Source organism: Aeromonas molluscorum, from assembly GCF_051376105.1.
Classification (GTDB): domain Bacteria; phylum Pseudomonadota; class Gammaproteobacteria; order Enterobacterales; family Aeromonadaceae; genus Aeromonas; species Aeromonas molluscorum.
Window position 1 is genome coordinate 516,478 of sequence record NZ_JBPQCY010000002.1, and the last position, 15,203, is coordinate 531,680.

Consider the following 15,203-nt stretch of genomic DNA (forward strand, 5'->3'; position numbering starts at 1 on the left):
TGATAACCTTCAATCCCGGCTGAGCGGCTCTATAATCGGCGACCTGATATTTCAACCGCCAGCGTATCATCATGCAGACAGCCATCTCATTGCCCACTCCCTCATCCCAGTTACGTTATCCCAAGGGCTGGTTCGCGCTCACCACTGTCTATCTTTTTACCGGACTGGCCATCTTGGCCTCCATCGTCTTCTCTCTGCTGCTGTTTCTCTCCATCGACGATAACCCCTTGATGAAGTGGTTGTTCGGCGGTCTGGCCATCATCTTCGAACTCGGCAAATTCTACATCTGGTACGAATATGGCGAACGCCGGGCGCGGCGGGAGTTAGGTGGCGCTTTCTGGTCGCTGCTGTTTTATGCCGTGCTGGCGGCCATTTCCATCGGCGGCAGCATAGGGGGCATCAACAGCGCCACCAACACAGTGCTTGGCATCCAGGCCAAACATGAGCGGGAGATCGCGCGTTTCGATGAGCAGATCGACAGCATAGAGCGGCAGATCCGCCTCAATGAGGAGGCGGCACGCAAGTATATCGAAATGGCCCGTATCTCCAGTGGCGTGAGCGGCTTGCAGCAGGCTAATACCCAGCTCAGGTTGAAGCAGGATGCGCTGCGCCAGGAGCGGGATGCCAAACCGGTCAATGAGCAATCTTCCATGCTGGGGCTGATGAGCAGTCTGGCGGAGGGGATGGGGATGAGCATAGGCCAGGTGCAGTTCCTGCTGGTCTGCTTCCTCTCAGTGCTGCTTGATGTGTTCGGGGCCTTTTTCGTCTCCCTGATTGGTGATGAGACCCGCTTTCGCCGCTATTGGCAGTCGCAACGTCACCGCGTGACGGCCATCTCCCAATCGTCAATGGAAGGGGAAGAGGGCACTGTTCGCAATGACGAGGTGCCGTCTGAGCTCGAACCTCGGCTCACGCCGCTGGAAACGGTCCGTCAGGGGCTGCAAAGCGGGCGGCTCAAGTGTGGCAAGCGAGCGGTCGCTCAGGCTCTCTCCCTGCCCCTTGAGGAGGTGGACAAGATTTTTGTGCAACTGATGAACGAAGGGGTACTGACCCAGGGCAGCAATCGCCACTACGCGCTGCAAGCGGCCGGGCAATCCGAGCCGGGTCAATACCAGGCAGGGCCCTGACGGAGGGGCTCGTTCAGAGGCTCTTGGACGGGCAAGCCGGTAGCGTCAATGGCAGTGCCAACTGGCATCGATGCTCCGGTGAGAGGGGGGTAAGCCCGTTGCACATGGGGCTCCTGCTAGTGAGTGAGGATCATCATCAGGCTGAGGAAGGCGGCGAGCCCGCCACCCAGGCCGATGATCCAGTAAAACCCCTTGGCACCTTGCTTGATGGGAATGCGAAAGTAGAGCAGAAACAGCCACCAGGCCAAAGCCAGCAGCAGCGGGATAAGAAACATTCGAGCCATGGTGTCCTCACTGTTATCCTGTTGCTTCACCGTCAACCATAAGGATGGAATCTGCAATGACGCAACTACAGATTACCGCATTCGGCCCCCCCTCGGTACTCAAGCTAAACCCCTCTCTGGATGGCATGCCCGCCGAGGGTGAGGTACGGGTGCGTATCTGTTACGCCGCGGTCAATCCCATCGATGCCAAGACCCGGGCCGGTTTAGGGTGGGCTGCAGCAGAAAACAGAGACAAGCTGCCCTGGACGCCTGGTTATGACATGGCCGGTGTGGTGGAGGCGCTTGGCCCAGGTGTAGAGAGTCTCAAGGTCGGCGACAAGGTGTGCGGCATGATCGGTTTTCCGCTGCAAGGTGGTGCCTACGCCGAGTCTGCCCTGACCCCGGCCGAGTTGCTGGTACCGCTGGAAGAGGTGAGCCTCAAGCAGGGCGCGGCCCTGCCCCTGGCCGGGTTGACCGCCTGGCAAGGCCTGTTCGACCATGGTGAGCTCAAGCAGGGGCAGAGAGTGCTGATCCTGGCTGGGGCGGGTGGCGTGGGCCACCTGGCGGTGCAGTGGGCCCGAGCCTATGGCGCCAAGGTCACTGCGGTGGCAAGCCCGGCTAATCATGGCTTCTTGCATGGTATCGGGGCCGAGCGACTGGTCGACTATCACGATCCCGATTGGGTCGATCAGGTCGGCCAGGTTGAACTGGTATTGGATCTGGTCGGTGGCGAGAGTGGCAAAGCGGCGCTGGGCTGCGTGGCCAGCGGTGGCCGCCTGATCACAGTGCCGACCATCACGGCCGAGGCCATCAAGCAGGCGGGAAGCGAACTCGGCATCGAGGTGCGTGGCATGCTGGTGCAACCCAATCCCAAGCAGTTGGCCCAGATGCTGACCCTGCTGCGCATCGATGAGGCGCAAATCTGCATCAATCGCGAGTTCGAGCTGGCCGACGGGGCCCTGGCCCACGCCGCCATCGAAGCGGGTCATACCCGTGGCAAGCTGCTGCTGCGCATGCCGGCGGCGGGTATGGATGAGTGATCCCTGGCCGCAGATTGATCCACTCCAGCATGTCCAGCTGATGGGCCGGGTGGCGTTGCTTTCATGGAGATGAGCCTCGGCTGGCTATTTCTGAGCGCCTTTGGCTCGGCGACGCTCCTGCCCGGTGGCTCAGAGTTGCTGCTGGGGGCCATGGCGAGCCGGGGGGAGTGGAGTCCGGTCAGCCTGCTGCTCTGGGCCACCCTCGGCAATACCTTGGGGTCCATGACCAGCTGGTGGCTTGGCTGGCTCGCCACCTTCAAGAAGAAACCGGAAGATTTTAAGGGGCGTGGGGAACAAAAGGCACTCGGGTGGCTCAAACAACATGGTCATTGGTGTCTGCTGCTCGCCTGGACCCCCATTCTCGGCGACGGACTCTGTCTGTTGGCCGGCTGGCTGCGGCTCTCATTTTGGCGCTCGCTTATTCTCATCGGCCTCGGTAAGTTAATCCGTTATGGCCTGGTCCTGTTGCTGGCGATTCAATTCTTCTAGCCGGTGCCTTTCATCTAAGAGGTAACAGTGAACAAACTCATCCCACTCGGCATACTGCTCGGCGTCAGCCTGCCACTCCTGGCTGCGCCAACCCTGGTCTCCCAGCAGACCAAGACGACGGGACAGCTCGCCATCCCCTACCAGATGTACAAGCTGGATAATGGCCTGACTGTGATCCTGGCGCCGGATCACTCGGATCCCCTGGTTCACCTGGATGTGACCTATCACGTCGGTTCCTCCCGCGAGACGGTGGGCAAGTCCGGCTTCGCGCACTTCTTCGAGCACATGATGTTCCAGGGATCCAAGCATGTGGGTGATCAGGAGCACATGCGCATCATCAACGAGGCCGGTGGTGACATGAATGGCACCACCAACAAGGACAGAACCAATTACTACGAGACGGTGCCTGCCAACCAGCTGGAGAAAGTGCTCTGGCTGGAGGCGGATCGCATGGGCTTCCTGCTCGATGCGGTCAGCCAGAAGAAGTTCGAGATCCAGCGCGCCACCGTCAAGAACGAGCGTGGCCAGCGGGTCGACAACCAGCCCTATGGCCTGGTGAGCGAGCGGATGGGCGAGGCGCTCTATCCGCGCACCCATCCCTACTCCTGGCAGCCGATCGGCTATGTGGAGGATCTGGACCGCGTCGGCGTGGATGATCTCAAGCAGTTCTTCCTGCGCTGGTACGGACCGAACAATGCGACCCTGACCCTGGGCGGTGATTTTGACACCAAGCAGGCTCTGGCCTGGATTGAGCAGTATTTTGGAACCATACCCCGCGGCCCCGATGTCGCCGAACCGACCCCTGAGCCGGTGAGTTTGCCCGAAACACGCTACATCACCCTGGAAGACAAGGTCCATCTGCCGCTGCTCTACATCAGCTATCCGACCGTCGCGCTGGGGGATCCCCAGGAGCCTGCGCTGGACCTGTTTGCCGATGTACTCGGCGGTTCAGCCAGCTCCATGCTCTATCAGTCCCTGGTCAAGAGCGGCAAGGCACTGGAAGTGGGTGCCTCCCACTACTGCGAGGAGCTGGCTTGCACCCTGACTGTCTACGCCTATCCCAACCCGGCGGTGGATGGCAGCCTCAAGACCCTCAAGGGCGAGGTGGACAAGGTGATCGGCGACTTCGCCCAGCGGGGCCTCACGCCCGACGATCTGGAAAAAGCGATCAGCAAGTATCGCGCCTCCACCATCTGGGGGCTCGACAGCGTCGAGGGCAAGGTGAGCCAGTTGGCCATGGGGCAGGTGCTGGCCGGGGATCCTGGCTATGTGTTCAAGAGCCTGGATGCCATCGGCAAGGTAACCCCGGAGCAGGTCAGGGCCGCCTATGACAAGTTCATTGCAGGCAAGCATGCGGTGGTGATGAGTGTGGTGCCCAAAGGCAAGACGGATTGGCAGGTAGCCAAACCCAACTTCACCCCGGCCAAGCGCGAGCTGCCCGATTACAGCAAGCATGATGCCGCCCTGCCGCTGCGCCCGGTGACCGACCGCTTCGATCGCAGCGTGCAGCCCAAGGTGAGCGATGCGGTCAGCGCCAAGGTGCCGGCCATCTGGCATGGCAAGCTCGACAAAGACATCGAGATCATCGGCAGCCAGAGCGACGAGATCCCGGCCGTCTCCATCATGATCGCCCTGCCCGGCGGCATCCGTGCCGAGAGCAAGGGGGAGCTGGGGCTGGCCAATCTGACCGCGGCCATGATGGAGCAAGGCTCGGTGCGCCTCTCCGAGGCTCAGCTGAGCGATGAGTTGCAAAAGCTGGGGGCCAGCATTGAGTTCTCCAGTGCCCAGTACAACAACCTGATCACCATCAGCAGCCTGACCGACAAGCTGCCCCAGACCCTGACATTGGTGAAGGAGCTGTGGCAGCGCCCCGGCCTGCGCGAAGCCGATTTCGAGCGTACCAAGGCCCAGCTGCTGCAAGGCATGAAGCAGAGCGAGCAGCAGCCGGAATGGCTGGCGGGACAGGCGTTCCGTGAGCTGATTTACGGCAAGGAGAGCCGTCTGGGGGAACCCGCTGACGGTGTGCCCGCCGATGTCGCCAAGCTGACTCTGAGCGATGTGAAGCGCTTCTATCAGAACTACTACAACCCGAGCAATGCCAAGGTGGTGGTGGTGGGTGACGTGACCCAGAAGCAGGTGGAGGATCAGCTCGGCTTCCTGACCGAGTGGAAGGGCACAGCCCCCGAACTTGGCAGCCTCAAGCCCGCAGGAGCGCAGGCCAAACCGGGTATCTATCTGGTGGACAAACCGGGGGCGCCTCAGTCGGTTATCCGCATCGGCCGCCGTGCCATGGCGTTTGATACCACGGGGGACTACTTCACCGCCGGCCTGATGAACTTCAACCTCGGGGGCAACTTCAACAGCCGCATCAACCTCAACCTGCGGGAAGACAAAGGCTACACCTATGGTGCCAGCTCGGGTTTCGCCGCCAATCGCGAGGTGGGGGTGTTCAGCACGGGCGCCAATGTGCGGGCCGACGCGACCGTGGATGCCATCCGCCAGTTCCTCAAGGAGCTGGACGGTTATCGGGCGAGCGGCCCCACGCCGGTGGAGCTGGCCTACATGCGCAGCGCCGTCTCCCAGCAGGATGCCCTCTCCTACGAGACGCTGAACCAGAAGGCCGGCTTCTTGCTGCAGATGATCATGTATGATCTGAAACCTGACTTTGTGCAGGCCCAGAGCCAGCTGATCAAAACGGTTTCACAAGAGACTCTAAAGCGCAGCGCGACCCACTGGCTCGATCCCGACCAGATGGTAATAGTGGTGGTCGGTGACAAGCAAAAGCTTGAAAAACCCCTGGCGGAGCTTCATCTTCCCATCTATCCGCTGCAACTTCCCTGAGGCAAGTGCGGCATGCCTGAGTGCCGCCCCGGCTGGGGCGGCCAAAAATGAGCCTTGAATATGACCATATCTAGCTTGTCACTGCGCGAGTTGCTGGCCGCCTTGGGTACCCCGGAGCGACTGTCGGCCCTCAAGGGGATCCGTCGTGGCCTGGAGCGCGAAACCCTGCGCATTCGCCCGGACGGCAGCCTGGCCCAGGGGGATCATCCCCGCAGTCTGGGATCGGCCTTGACCCATGCCAACATCACCACCGACTACTCCGAAAGCCTGCTGGAGTTCATCACCCCGGCCACCGACTCCATCGAGAGCCTGATGGAGCAGCTTGGCGACATTCATCACCATGTCAGCCAGCATATCGGCGAAGAGCGGCTCTGGCCCCTCTCCATGCCCTGCTTCGTCGGTGACGAGGAGAGCATACGCCTCGCCCAGTACGGCACTTCCAACATAGGCCGGATGAAGACCCTCTATCGCCAGGGTCTCAAGAACCGCTACGGCAGCCTGATGCAGGTGATCGCCGGCATCCACTTCAACTTCTCCATGCCGGACAGCTTCTGGTGCGAGTGGCAGGATCTGGTGGGGGAGCACTGTTGCAGCCAGCGCTTCATCTCGGAAAAGTACATGGGGCTTATCCGCAACGTCTACCGCTTCGGCTGGCTGGTGCCCTATCTGTTTGGCGCTTCCCCCGCCATCTGCCAATCCTTCCTCAAGGGGCGCGAGAGTGCGCTGCCGTTCGAGAAGCTGGGCAAGGGGACCCTCTATCTGCCCTATGCCACGTCGTTGCGCCTGTCCGATCTGGGCTACACCAGCAGCGCCCAGAGCCGACTCGAGATCAGCCACGACAACCTGCCCGCCTACGTGGCCTCCCTGCGCCGTGCCATCAACACCCATGATCCCGAGTTCGCCAAGATAGGGGTCAAGGTGAACGGCGAGTATCGCCAGCTCAATGACAACGTGTTGCAACTGGAGAACGAGTTGTATGCGCCGATCCGGCCCAAGCGTACCCCGCGCAGCGGCGAGAAGCCGTCGGACGCCCTCGAACAGCGCGGCATCGAATACATAGAGCTGCGCACCGTGGACGTGAACCCCTTCACGCCGCTCGGGATAGACGTGGAACAGGTGCGCTTCTTCGATGTCTTCCTGGTCTGGTGTCTGCTGCGTCCTTCCGCTCAGCTGACGGAGCAGGATATGGCCCGCAACCGCAGCAACATGAACAAGGTAGTGCTGGAGGGACGCCGTCCCGGTTTGCAGCTCGAAGATGAGCAAGGCACCGAGCGGACCCTCAAGGAGTACGGACTCAGCCTGTTTGACGAGCTGGACGAGGTTGCCGCCTTGCTGGATCGCTGCTGTGGGCGCAATCGCTATCGCGAGACCTTGGCCATGCACCGCGAGAAGCTGCTCGACCCGGAGCTGACCTACTCGGCGCGCCTGCTCAAGATGCTCAAGGAGGGCGATCTGGATAACGGCTGCTTCGGCGACGCTCTGGCCAGTCAGTATCGCGAACAGTTGCTGGCCGGTGAGTTGCAGTACTGGGATGAGGCTTACTTCGCCGGTGAAGCGCGGGAGTCCCTGCTCAAGCAGCGCGAGCGTGAACGGGGGGATAGCCTGTCGTTCGACGACTTCCTGGCGGACTACTTCGGCACCCGCCAGACCACGACCTGATCCGTCAGCATTACCATGACAGAGCCGCTCAATGAGCGGCTTTTTTATGGCCGAGAGTCGTCTTCCTGGCCGCTCTGTTATCCGAAAAAAAGAAGTGTGAGTCAGCCTTCACTTCAGCAAGCCGATAGACGCTTTTATTGTCAAACGGCTCACATTTCCTCCTTTTGTCCCTTGAGTCTGGTGCGCCAGGCGCCTAGTTTTCGATCACTGAAACGATTCAGCTTTCACGAAAACCACTCACAAGAACAAGAGACACGAGGATAAAGCCATGTTGAAGAGACTCTCCATTGCCGTGCTGCTCGCCCTGGGCGCCAGCTCGGGCCAGGCCGCCGAATTTTTGCTGACCGACTCCCAGCAGGGGCTGGATGTGGGGGACTGGAAGATCAGCAGCGACAAGCTCGGCATCAAGAGCCCGGTGCCCTTCTCCATCGAGAAGAGGCGTCTGCACGGCGGGCGCCAGGAGGGGGTGGATCTGCTCATCGTCGACAACGGGGTGATGAAGATCACCCTGGTGCCGACCCGCGGCATGGGGATCAAGGAGGTCAAGGGGGCCGATGTGCGCCTCGGTTGGGATTCCCCGGTCAAGGAGGTGGTCAACCCGGCCTTCATCGATCTGGAGAGCCGCGGGGGTCTCGGCTGGCTCGATGGCTTCAACGAGATGCTGGTACGCTGCGGCTATGAGTGGACCGGCCACCCCGGGGTGGATGACGACGGCCGCCTCAAGAGCCTGCACGGCCGGGTGCAGAACATACCGGCGTCCGTGGTCAGCGTGACGGTGGACGAGGAGCCGCCCTACGCCATCCAGGTGCGGGGCCGGGTGGACGAGCGCACCTTCAAGATGAGCGAGCTGGTCACCTGGACCCAGCTCAGTGTGGTGCCGGGTCAGGCGGAATTTGCCCTGCAGGACAAGCTGACCAACCACGCCGACTACGAGAACGAGTACCAGATCATCTACCACAGCAACTTCGGGGCCCCCATCCTGGAAGAGGGGGCGCGTGTCAGCACCCCGGTGAAACAGATCTCGCCGTTCAACGACTACGCCAAGGCGGGGCTCAAGGGCTGGCAAACCTACCTGGGGCCGACCAAGGGCTTCGACGAGATGGTGTTCAACCTGGTGCCCTACAGCGACGCCGAGGGCAATACCCTGGCGGTGCTGAACAACCGGGCGGGCAGCGCCGGTGTTGCTGTGGGTTACAACACGCATCAGTTGCCTGTGCTGACGCTCTGGAAGAACACAGACACCCGGGCCCAGGGCTATGTGACCGGCATCGAGCCCGGTACCAGCTATGCCTACAGCACCAAGTACCAGCGTCCGCTGGGGCTGGTGCCCAAGATCCAGCCTGGGGAGACCAAGACCTTCGATCTGACCTATCGCCTGCTGCGCAATGGGGATGAGGTGAAGCAGGCCCTGGCCCAGGTGGAGAAGATCCAGGCCGGGCGCCCCACCGAATTGCGTGAGCAGCCCCTGGTCAAACTGCCCTGAGTCACAGGGAGACAGCAAAAAGCCGCTCCATGAGCGGCTTTTTATGGCCTGGCCAAGGCCGAGTCAGTGGCGCACTGGGGCCAGGGGGGCGAGGCGCGCAAGCTGCTGCAAGAGATAGTTGCGATAGGTCTCCCCATGCAGCTTGCCGGGTTTGAGCGTGGCTGCCAGGCACTGCTGGCGGGCCTTGACGCCAAAGGGCAGGCGACGGACATGGGTATCAATCCAGATGATCTCCCCCATGGGATCAATCATCAGATTGCCAAAGTGGAGATCCCGATGACAGTAACCGTGGCTGGCCAGCATGGCAATCTCCTTGGCGAGCCGACGTAACAGGGCGAGACGTTGTGCCTCGTCGGCGCCGAGAAAGTAATCCTCCCCCGAAATGGCATCTTGCAGATACTGCACCGCCAGGAAAGAGGCGAGGGGATTGAGGGGATTGATGGCGATCCCGGCAGCCTGGCAAGGCACCACATTGAGGCCGACGTTGCGCAGGATACGGTTGCTGCGCCATTCACGCAGGGCGTCGATGTGGCCAATGAGCCGCTTGCCGAGTTGGTCCCGGCACAACCAGGCCAGAGACCAGCGGGGATGCTTGTCGGCAACCAGCTTGCACAGGGAGTGGCTTGCGTTGTGACGGCGAAACAGGCTGCTGCCGACTTGTTCGAAGTGGGCGGTATCCTGAGTCTTGTCCAGAGACCAGCGAGGCAGCTGCAGTTGATCATGAAACAGCAGGTAGTGATGGGTTTGGCCATCGAATTCGAGTGAGGTCAGCTTCATAAAAGAGGTGCTCTGAGAGTGGTGCGAGCCTGGCTTGACGAGATGACAAGAATGACCCGTCTGTTATGACGTCATGGTACGACTCCTTAGCTGACATGAGCTGAATGGGTCATTCAATACCTTGAAGTGCATATGAAAACGCCGCAGGGCCTTGAGGGCCTGCGGCGTTGTCCATGGCGTGGCCTTCGAATTTAGACGTGACTGTACATCGCCTCGATCTCGTCTTGATACTTGGCCTCGATGATCTTGCGGCGCAGCTTCATGGTCGGGGTGATCTCTCCGAGCTCCATGGAGAAGGCGATCGGTAGCAGGGTGAACTTCTTCACCTGCTCGAACTTGGCCAGCTCCTGCTGCAGGCCCTGGATGCGCGCCTCGAAGAACTCCATCACCCGGGAGTGGCGCAGCAGCTCCGTCTTGCACTGGTATTGCAGGTTGATGGAGCGGGCGTACTCTTCCAGCGACTCGAAGCAGGGGACGATCAGGGCCGAGACGAAGTGGCGGGCGTCGGCGACAATGGCGATCTGCTCGATGAAGCGATCCTTGCCGAGGGTGCCTTCCACCAGTTGCGGGGCCACGTATTTGCCGTTGGAGGTCTTCATCAGCTCCTTGAGGCGTTCGGTAAAGTAGATATTGCCCTGGCTGTCGAGCTCCCCGGCATCGCCGGTACGCAGGAAACCATCCTCGGTCATCACTTCGGCCGTGGCTTGCGGCTTGTTGTAGTAGCCGCGCATCACGGTCGGGGAGCGCACCAGCAGCTCATTGTTCTCACCAAGTTTCACCTCGATGCCATTGAGGGCGGTACCGATGGATCCCAGCTTGAATGCTTGATCTTCGTAGCAGCAGACGGTGGCCGTGGTCTCCGTCATGCCGTAGCCGTACTTGAGGTTGAGCCCCATGGCCTGGAAGAAGAGATTCACGTCGTCGGCCAGACGTGCGCCGGCCACTGGCAGGAAGCGGGTACGACCGCCGAAACGGGCTCGCAGCTTGCGAAACACCAGGCGCTCGGCCAGGGCGAGCTGGACATACAGCCAGGGGGAGGCAGACTTGCCCGCCTGGCGGGTGGCCACCATCTGCTTGCCGACGCCGGTGGCCCAGCCGAACAGGGCGCGGCGAAGGGCTGGCGCCTGGGCGACCTTGGCCTGGATCATGGCGTAGGCCTTCTCGTAAAGGCGGGGCACGGCGCACATCACCGTCGGCTGCACCTCGCCAATCACCTCCATCACCTTCTGGGGATCGCGGATGTAGACGTTCTCGGCGCCGCAGTAGAGCACGTAGTAGGTCCAGGCACGCTCGAATACATGGCTGAGCGGCAGCATGCACAGCGACACATCCTGCTCGCTGAGATCCAGGCGACTGTTGTGCATCTCGAAGCAGGCGGCCATGTTGGCAAAATCGAGCATGACCCCCTTGGGTTCACCCGTGGTGCCCGAGGTGTAGATGAGGGTCAGCAGGTCATCCATGCGGTATTGGCGTTCGCGCTCCCGCAGTGCTTGTTCGCTGGCCTGATGGTTGCTGGAGACCAGGAAGGCCTGGAAGTGGCTGGCCTGCTTGCAGCCGCGCAGATCGACGCCGCCATCGAGGGCCACAATCTGGCGGATCTCGCCGCGCTCGAGCAGTTGCAGGGCCTGATCGAACTGAGGTTGCTCGCCGACAAACAGTATCTGGATACGGGCGTCGCGCACTATGTAGCGCAGCTGATCCAAGGTACTGGTGGGGTAAATTGGCACGCTGACGCCGCGGGCGGCGAGGATGCCGAGGTCGGCCTGAGTCCACTCCGGCATGTTGCGGGCATAGATGCCGACCATGTCGCACTCCTGGTGACCGGCCCGGATCAGCGCCTGGGCGCAATAGTCCATGGCCTGACCCAGGGTGCGCCAGCCGATGGCACGCCATTGGCCATCCTGTTGCACCCGCAGGGCGGCTTTATTACCCAGACGGGCGATGCGTTCGCGAATCAGATGAACCAAATGCAGCTGTGACATTCGTAGATCCTCAATGACAGAGAGACGCCCGGCAGGGGCGTGAAAATCGGGCTGGAGTGTAAACTCTAAGATTACGGCTTACAAGTGTGCGCTGTTTTGTTCCGGATCAGGAAGATCGGATTTTGCTGCGAAATTAATCAAAATCGGCGATAACTGGGAAAGGCGGTCGTCGGAGGCTAGAGCAATGAAAAATCTGGGGAAATGGTTGGGGCTGCTATTGGCCTTGTTGCTGGTGGCCGGGAGCGCTGGTTGGTATTGGTGGAACCAGCAGGCACTGGTTCGTGGCAACCCCTGGCTCAAGGGAGCGCAGGGAGTGGCACGGGCCCAGCAGCTCGCCCGCGAGTCCGGCATGGCGGTGCTCTATGTGATCGAATCGGACAAGTGTCGGCGTTGCAAACTGCTCGACAAGGGGTTGTGGCAGGATCCGGCGTTGGCCTCCACCCTGGCCGGGCTGGCCAAGGTACGCCTCAATCCGAATGCGGGAGATGGCAGTGAGCAAGTGCTGCGTCGCTTCCCCAAGGTCGCGACGCCACCCGGCATCTATTTGCAGCAGGCCGATGGCCCGCTCAAACCGATGCAGATAGTGGTGGATATTCAGCAGATCTGGATGCCTGGAGTGACTTACCGGCGTGGTTTTTTCATGCCGCTGTCGGCCGCCGGCTTCGAGGCCGTGCTGCATACCACCCTGGCACTGGAGGATCCCGCTTTCACCGCCCTCGCGCCCTGATTTGCGCCAGGGTCAGCGACTAGCCGAAGTCGAACAGCCGCGACATCAGCACGGCATCTTCCCGATCCGGGCCTGTGCCGTAGTAGTCGGCGCGGCGGCAATACTCGGCGAAGCCTTCACTCTCGTAGAGGGCGATGGCGCCCTTGTTGCCAGCCCGCACCTCAAGGAACCAGGCCTCGGCTTTTTTCGCCTTGCTGCTGGCCAGATATTCCCTCAGCAGTGCCCGCCCCAATCCCTTGCCCTGAAAGTCAGGATGGACGCAGATGTTCATCAGCGAGCTGTCTCCGGCCACCAGATCCGAGATGTAGAAACCGGCGGGCCGCCCCGCCACCAGCAGCAAGCCGTTGAGGTAGCGGGGCCCGAAGCAGGAGAGCAGATTGGCCTGGCTCCAGGGCTCCTGGTGTGCGGCCTGCTCTATGGGGTAGATGAGGGCAAAATCGCTCTCCAGCAGAGGGCGAAATTCGGGCTGGGGTTGAGACATCTGGACTCCGAAACTGGGGATGGGCAACTTGGGCAACTTGGGCGATGGAAAGGTGCCGGGTAAAGTGGCAACGGCTCAGGTCAGGCGTTGGCGCAGCTGTTGCCAGAGTGCCCGTTTCTGGGCCGCACTGGGTTGCAGCGGGCAGATCAGTGCCTGGGGCCAGGCGGGATCGACCTCCTCGAGCCAGAGCAAGGGCGTCACCATGCCAGGGACCAGGCTCGGAACCAGACTGACCTCCTGGGGGCTGAACCCCAGCAACAGGCAGACATCCGCCAGCAGGGGGAGGGCTGGCAGGCGATCGGCGACTATCCAGAGTCGACCCGCAGGCAAGGCGTGCTTGGCATGGCTGCGTTGGGTCGCGGGAAGTGGATCGGCCAGATACGGGCTGGGCTGCGAGCTGGCGGCTGCTTCTGCGGTGCCTGGCATGGGGGTGTGCACTGGATCGGCTCCCAGCAGGGCTGGGCGGCGTACTTGCCACTCCTGTATGCCCATGCGGCTGAGCAGGCCCTGGCGTAAGGGATCTAGCATCTGATTGACTCTGGATTGGCAAAAAAAACTCAAGGAAGGGTACACTCGAACGGAGTTTGCTGCACCCTTTGCCGTTATGCAGCCCCAAACCCGGCGCCTCTTCCCATGAACAGACGCTGCCGACCGGAACACCCATCCCTATCTCGAGCCGGAATTTGCCTATGCCGCTGTTGTCCCAGAAGAGTCACTCTGCTAACGCCATCGCTGAGCGCTTGCCACGTCTGTTGGCTGCTCTGGGGGAGGGATTGTATGAGCGCCAGGATGCCTTGCGTCTGGGGCTGCTGGCCGCCCTCTCCGGGGAGAGTGTCTTCTTGCTCGGACCGCCCGGTATCGCCAAGAGTCTGATCGCCCGCCGCCTCAAGCTCGCCTTTCATGAGGCACGTCACTTCGAATACCTCATGACCCGTTTCAGCACCCCGGAAGAGGTGTTCGGCCCCCTTTCCATTCAGGCGCTGAAGGATGAGGGCAAGTACCTGCGTCTCACCGCAGGTTACCTGCCCGAGGCCGAGGTGGTGTTTCTCGACGAGATCTGGAAGGCGGGCCCGGCCATCCTCAACACCCTGCTCACCGCCATCAACGAGCGTCAGTTTCGCAACGGTGACAGTCAGCACCCCATCCCGATGCGCCTGCTGGTCACCGCCTCCAATGAACTGCCGGCACCGGACAGTGGTCTGGAGGCGCTCTACGATCGCATGCTGGTGCGGATCTGGCTGGACAGGGTGCAGGAGAAGGCTAACTTCCAGGCCATGCTGGCCAGCGAGGGCCAGTCTCATCAGAACCTGCCCGCCTCGGTGCAGATCCGCAGTGACGAATACCTCGCCTGGCAGGGACAGATAGACGAAGTGCGCCTGCCCGATGGCTGCTTCGAGCTCATTTATCAACTGCGCCAGCAGCTCGACAGCCAGCTGGCCCACAGTTGCTATGTGTCGGATCGGCGCTGGAAGAAGGCGGTGCGGCTCATCAAGGCCAGCGCCTTCTTCAATGGCCGTGAGGAGGTGGTCCCCCTGGATCTGCTGCTGTTCAAGGATTGCCTCTGGCATGACGAGGCCTCCCGCGAGGCGTTGCAGGAGATGCTGGGGGAGTTTGCCCGTCTGCACTGTTACCGTCAGCTTGCTCTCACTCGTCAGCTGCTCGAACTCAAGGAGCGTTTCCGTCTGCTGCAAGGCGAGATGGCCCAGCGGCTGGCCCACAAGGCCAGACAGCGTCAGCAGTGGTTCGGCCGTCGCGCCCGCGGCATTGCGCTGCCACTGACGGGGGCGCAGCCCTTTGGCAAGCAGGTACACCTGCATCTGCTCTATCCTGCGGCGCTGGGTGCCGAGGATCCGACCCGGCTCACCGAGACCCTGGCGTTCGATCGCCACCGGCTTGCCCATTGGCACCCCACCGGCGAGAAGCTGGTGGGCTGGCACCTGGGCAGCCCGGCGGAGGGGCATTACGAGCTGGTGCTCGATGATCAACTGCGCCTGGGCGTGCTGGATGTGCAGCGCCAGAGCGTGCCGCTGGTGCTGGTGGGGCAGCAGCCCCTGCCTGCCGTGGTGCTCGATCCCTGGCGTCAGACGCTCGAGGAGCTGAGTGGCCAGCTCGAGACCCTCAGCCAGGATCTGCGTCGGCAACGCAGCCTGTATGAGCGTCAGCAGAACCACCTCTTCCTCGGTCAGGAGTGGTTGCAGAAGGTGGAGGAGAGTTTCTTCGTCCTGGCCCGGGATCTGGGCCAGTTGCAGGGAGATGCCCGCAGCTGGCACACGCGTTTGGCCCTGTTTGGCGAGCGGGTCTGAGTCGTGGCCGCCGCGCACCTTGTCGTCACCG

General features: G+C 61.7%; 13 protein-coding genes. 8 read left to right on the forward strand and 5 right to left on the reverse strand.

Annotated features, from left to right (window positions below):
• Positions 1-71 precede the first annotated feature (71 nt).
• Positions 72-1,127, forward strand: a complete 1,056-nt coding sequence (locus ACSMDR_RS13035; protein ID WP_436468531.1) for a Preprotein translocase subunit SecY — start codon at positions 72-74, stop codon at positions 1,125-1,127.
• Between the two features lie 116 nt (positions 1,128-1,243).
• On the opposite strand, the gene ACSMDR_RS13040 is transcribed toward ACSMDR_RS13035, so the two are convergent.
• Positions 1,244-1,411 (reverse strand): hypothetical protein, encoded by a 168-nt coding sequence (locus ACSMDR_RS13040; protein ID WP_169510549.1) that lies wholly within the window; start codon positions 1,409-1,411, stop codon positions 1,244-1,246.
• A gap of 56 nt (positions 1,412-1,467) precedes the next feature.
• Between ACSMDR_RS13040 and ACSMDR_RS13045 the strand changes: the two genes are divergently transcribed.
• From ACSMDR_RS13045 to ACSMDR_RS13065, 5 genes are all read left to right on the forward strand, one after another.
• On the forward strand, positions 1,468-2,430 hold the full coding sequence (locus ACSMDR_RS13045) for an NADP-dependent oxidoreductase (protein WP_436468532.1): 963 nt from the start codon (positions 1,468-1,470) through the stop codon (positions 2,428-2,430).
• A 63-nt stretch (positions 2,431-2,493) separates the two neighbouring features.
• The gene (locus ACSMDR_RS13050) at positions 2,494-2,919 is read left to right on the forward strand and encodes a YqaA family protein (protein ID WP_005895359.1); all 426 of its coding nucleotides are present in this window, start codon (positions 2,494-2,496) and stop codon (positions 2,917-2,919) included.
• A gap of 27 nt (positions 2,920-2,946) precedes the next feature.
• On the forward strand, positions 2,947-5,760 hold the full coding sequence (locus tag ACSMDR_RS13055; protein WP_436468533.1) for a M16 family metallopeptidase: 2,814 nt from the start codon (positions 2,947-2,949) through the stop codon (positions 5,758-5,760).
• Between the two features lie 60 nt (positions 5,761-5,820).
• Positions 5,821-7,419, forward strand: coding sequence for a glutamate--cysteine ligase (gshA, locus tag ACSMDR_RS13060; RefSeq protein WP_005895351.1), 1,599 nt, complete (start codon positions 5,821-5,823; stop codon positions 7,417-7,419).
• 268 nt (positions 7,420-7,687) lie between these two features.
• The gene (locus ACSMDR_RS13065; protein ID WP_436468534.1) at positions 7,688-8,902 is read left to right on the forward strand and encodes an aldose 1-epimerase family protein; all 1,215 of its coding nucleotides are present in this window, start codon (positions 7,688-7,690) and stop codon (positions 8,900-8,902) included.
• Between the two features lie 63 nt (positions 8,903-8,965).
• On the opposite strand, the gene ACSMDR_RS13070 is transcribed toward ACSMDR_RS13065, so the two are convergent.
• A complete protein-coding gene (locus tag ACSMDR_RS13070; protein WP_436468535.1) occupies positions 8,966-9,679 on the reverse strand; it encodes a lipopolysaccharide kinase InaA family protein in 714 nt (237 codons plus the stop codon).
• Positions 9,680-9,870: 191 nt separating this feature from the next.
• Complete coding sequence (locus tag ACSMDR_RS13075) at positions 9,871-11,661, reverse strand: AMP-dependent synthetase/ligase (RefSeq protein ID WP_436468536.1); 1,791 nt, start codon at positions 11,659-11,661, stop codon at positions 9,871-9,873.
• Positions 11,662-11,845: 184 nt separating this feature from the next.
• On the opposite strand from ACSMDR_RS13075, the gene ACSMDR_RS13080 reads away from it, so the two are divergent.
• Positions 11,846-12,388, forward strand: coding sequence for a thioredoxin domain-containing protein (locus ACSMDR_RS13080; RefSeq protein ID WP_436468537.1), 543 nt, complete (start codon positions 11,846-11,848; stop codon positions 12,386-12,388).
• Positions 12,389-12,407: 19 nt separating this feature from the next.
• Here ACSMDR_RS13080 and rimI read toward each other — a convergent pair whose 3' ends face one another.
• Complete coding sequence (gene rimI / locus ACSMDR_RS13085) at positions 12,408-12,869, reverse strand: ribosomal protein S18-alanine N-acetyltransferase (RefSeq protein WP_005895339.1); 462 nt, start codon at positions 12,867-12,869, stop codon at positions 12,408-12,410.
• Between the two features lie 75 nt (positions 12,870-12,944).
• Positions 12,945-13,397 carry a hypothetical protein gene (locus ACSMDR_RS13090; protein WP_436468538.1) on the reverse strand — a complete coding sequence of 151 codons (453 nt, stop codon included), beginning with the start codon at positions 13,395-13,397 and terminating at the stop codon, positions 12,945-12,947.
• A gap of 161 nt (positions 13,398-13,558) precedes the next feature.
• Between ACSMDR_RS13090 and ACSMDR_RS13095 the strand changes: the two genes are divergently transcribed.
• Positions 13,559-15,172 carry an ATPase RavA domain-containing protein gene (locus tag ACSMDR_RS13095; protein ID WP_436468539.1) on the forward strand — a complete coding sequence of 538 codons (1,614 nt, stop codon included), beginning with the start codon at positions 13,559-13,561 and terminating at the stop codon, positions 15,170-15,172.
• Positions 15,173-15,203: the final 31 nt, after the last annotated feature.

Excerpts from the sequence above, each read along its gene's own strand:
- rimI (WP_005895339.1), bottom strand. The coding sequence starts at position 12,869 with ATGTCTCAACCCCAGCCCGAATTTCGCCCTCTGCTGGAGAGCGATTTT.
- gshA (WP_005895351.1), top strand. The coding sequence starts at position 5,821 with ATGACCATATCTAGCTTGTCACTGCGCGAGTTGCTGGCCGCCTTGGGT.
- ACSMDR_RS13095 (WP_436468539.1), top strand. The coding sequence starts at position 13,559 with ATGCCGCTGTTGTCCCAGAAGAGTCACTCTGCTAACGCCATCGCTGAG.
- ACSMDR_RS13070 (WP_436468535.1), bottom strand. The coding sequence starts at position 9,679 with ATGAAGCTGACCTCACTCGAATTCGATGGCCAAACCCATCACTACCTG.
- ACSMDR_RS13040 (WP_169510549.1), bottom strand. The coding sequence starts at position 1,411 with ATGGCTCGAATGTTTCTTATCCCGCTGCTGCTGGCTTTGGCCTGGTGG.
- ACSMDR_RS13045 (WP_436468532.1), top strand. The coding sequence starts at position 1,468 with ATGACGCAACTACAGATTACCGCATTCGGCCCCCCCTCGGTACTCAAG.
- ACSMDR_RS13080 (WP_436468537.1), top strand. The coding sequence starts at position 11,846 with ATGAAAAATCTGGGGAAATGGTTGGGGCTGCTATTGGCCTTGTTGCTG.
- ACSMDR_RS13035 (WP_436468531.1), top strand. The coding sequence starts at position 72 with ATGCAGACAGCCATCTCATTGCCCACTCCCTCATCCCAGTTACGTTAT.
- ACSMDR_RS13050 (WP_005895359.1), top strand. The coding sequence starts at position 2,494 with ATGGAGATGAGCCTCGGCTGGCTATTTCTGAGCGCCTTTGGCTCGGCG.
- ACSMDR_RS13090 (WP_436468538.1), bottom strand. The coding sequence starts at position 13,397 with ATGCTAGATCCCTTACGCCAGGGCCTGCTCAGCCGCATGGGCATACAG.
- ACSMDR_RS13065 (WP_436468534.1), top strand. The coding sequence starts at position 7,688 with ATGTTGAAGAGACTCTCCATTGCCGTGCTGCTCGCCCTGGGCGCCAGC.
- ACSMDR_RS13075 (WP_436468536.1), bottom strand. The coding sequence starts at position 11,661 with ATGTCACAGCTGCATTTGGTTCATCTGATTCGCGAACGCATCGCCCGT.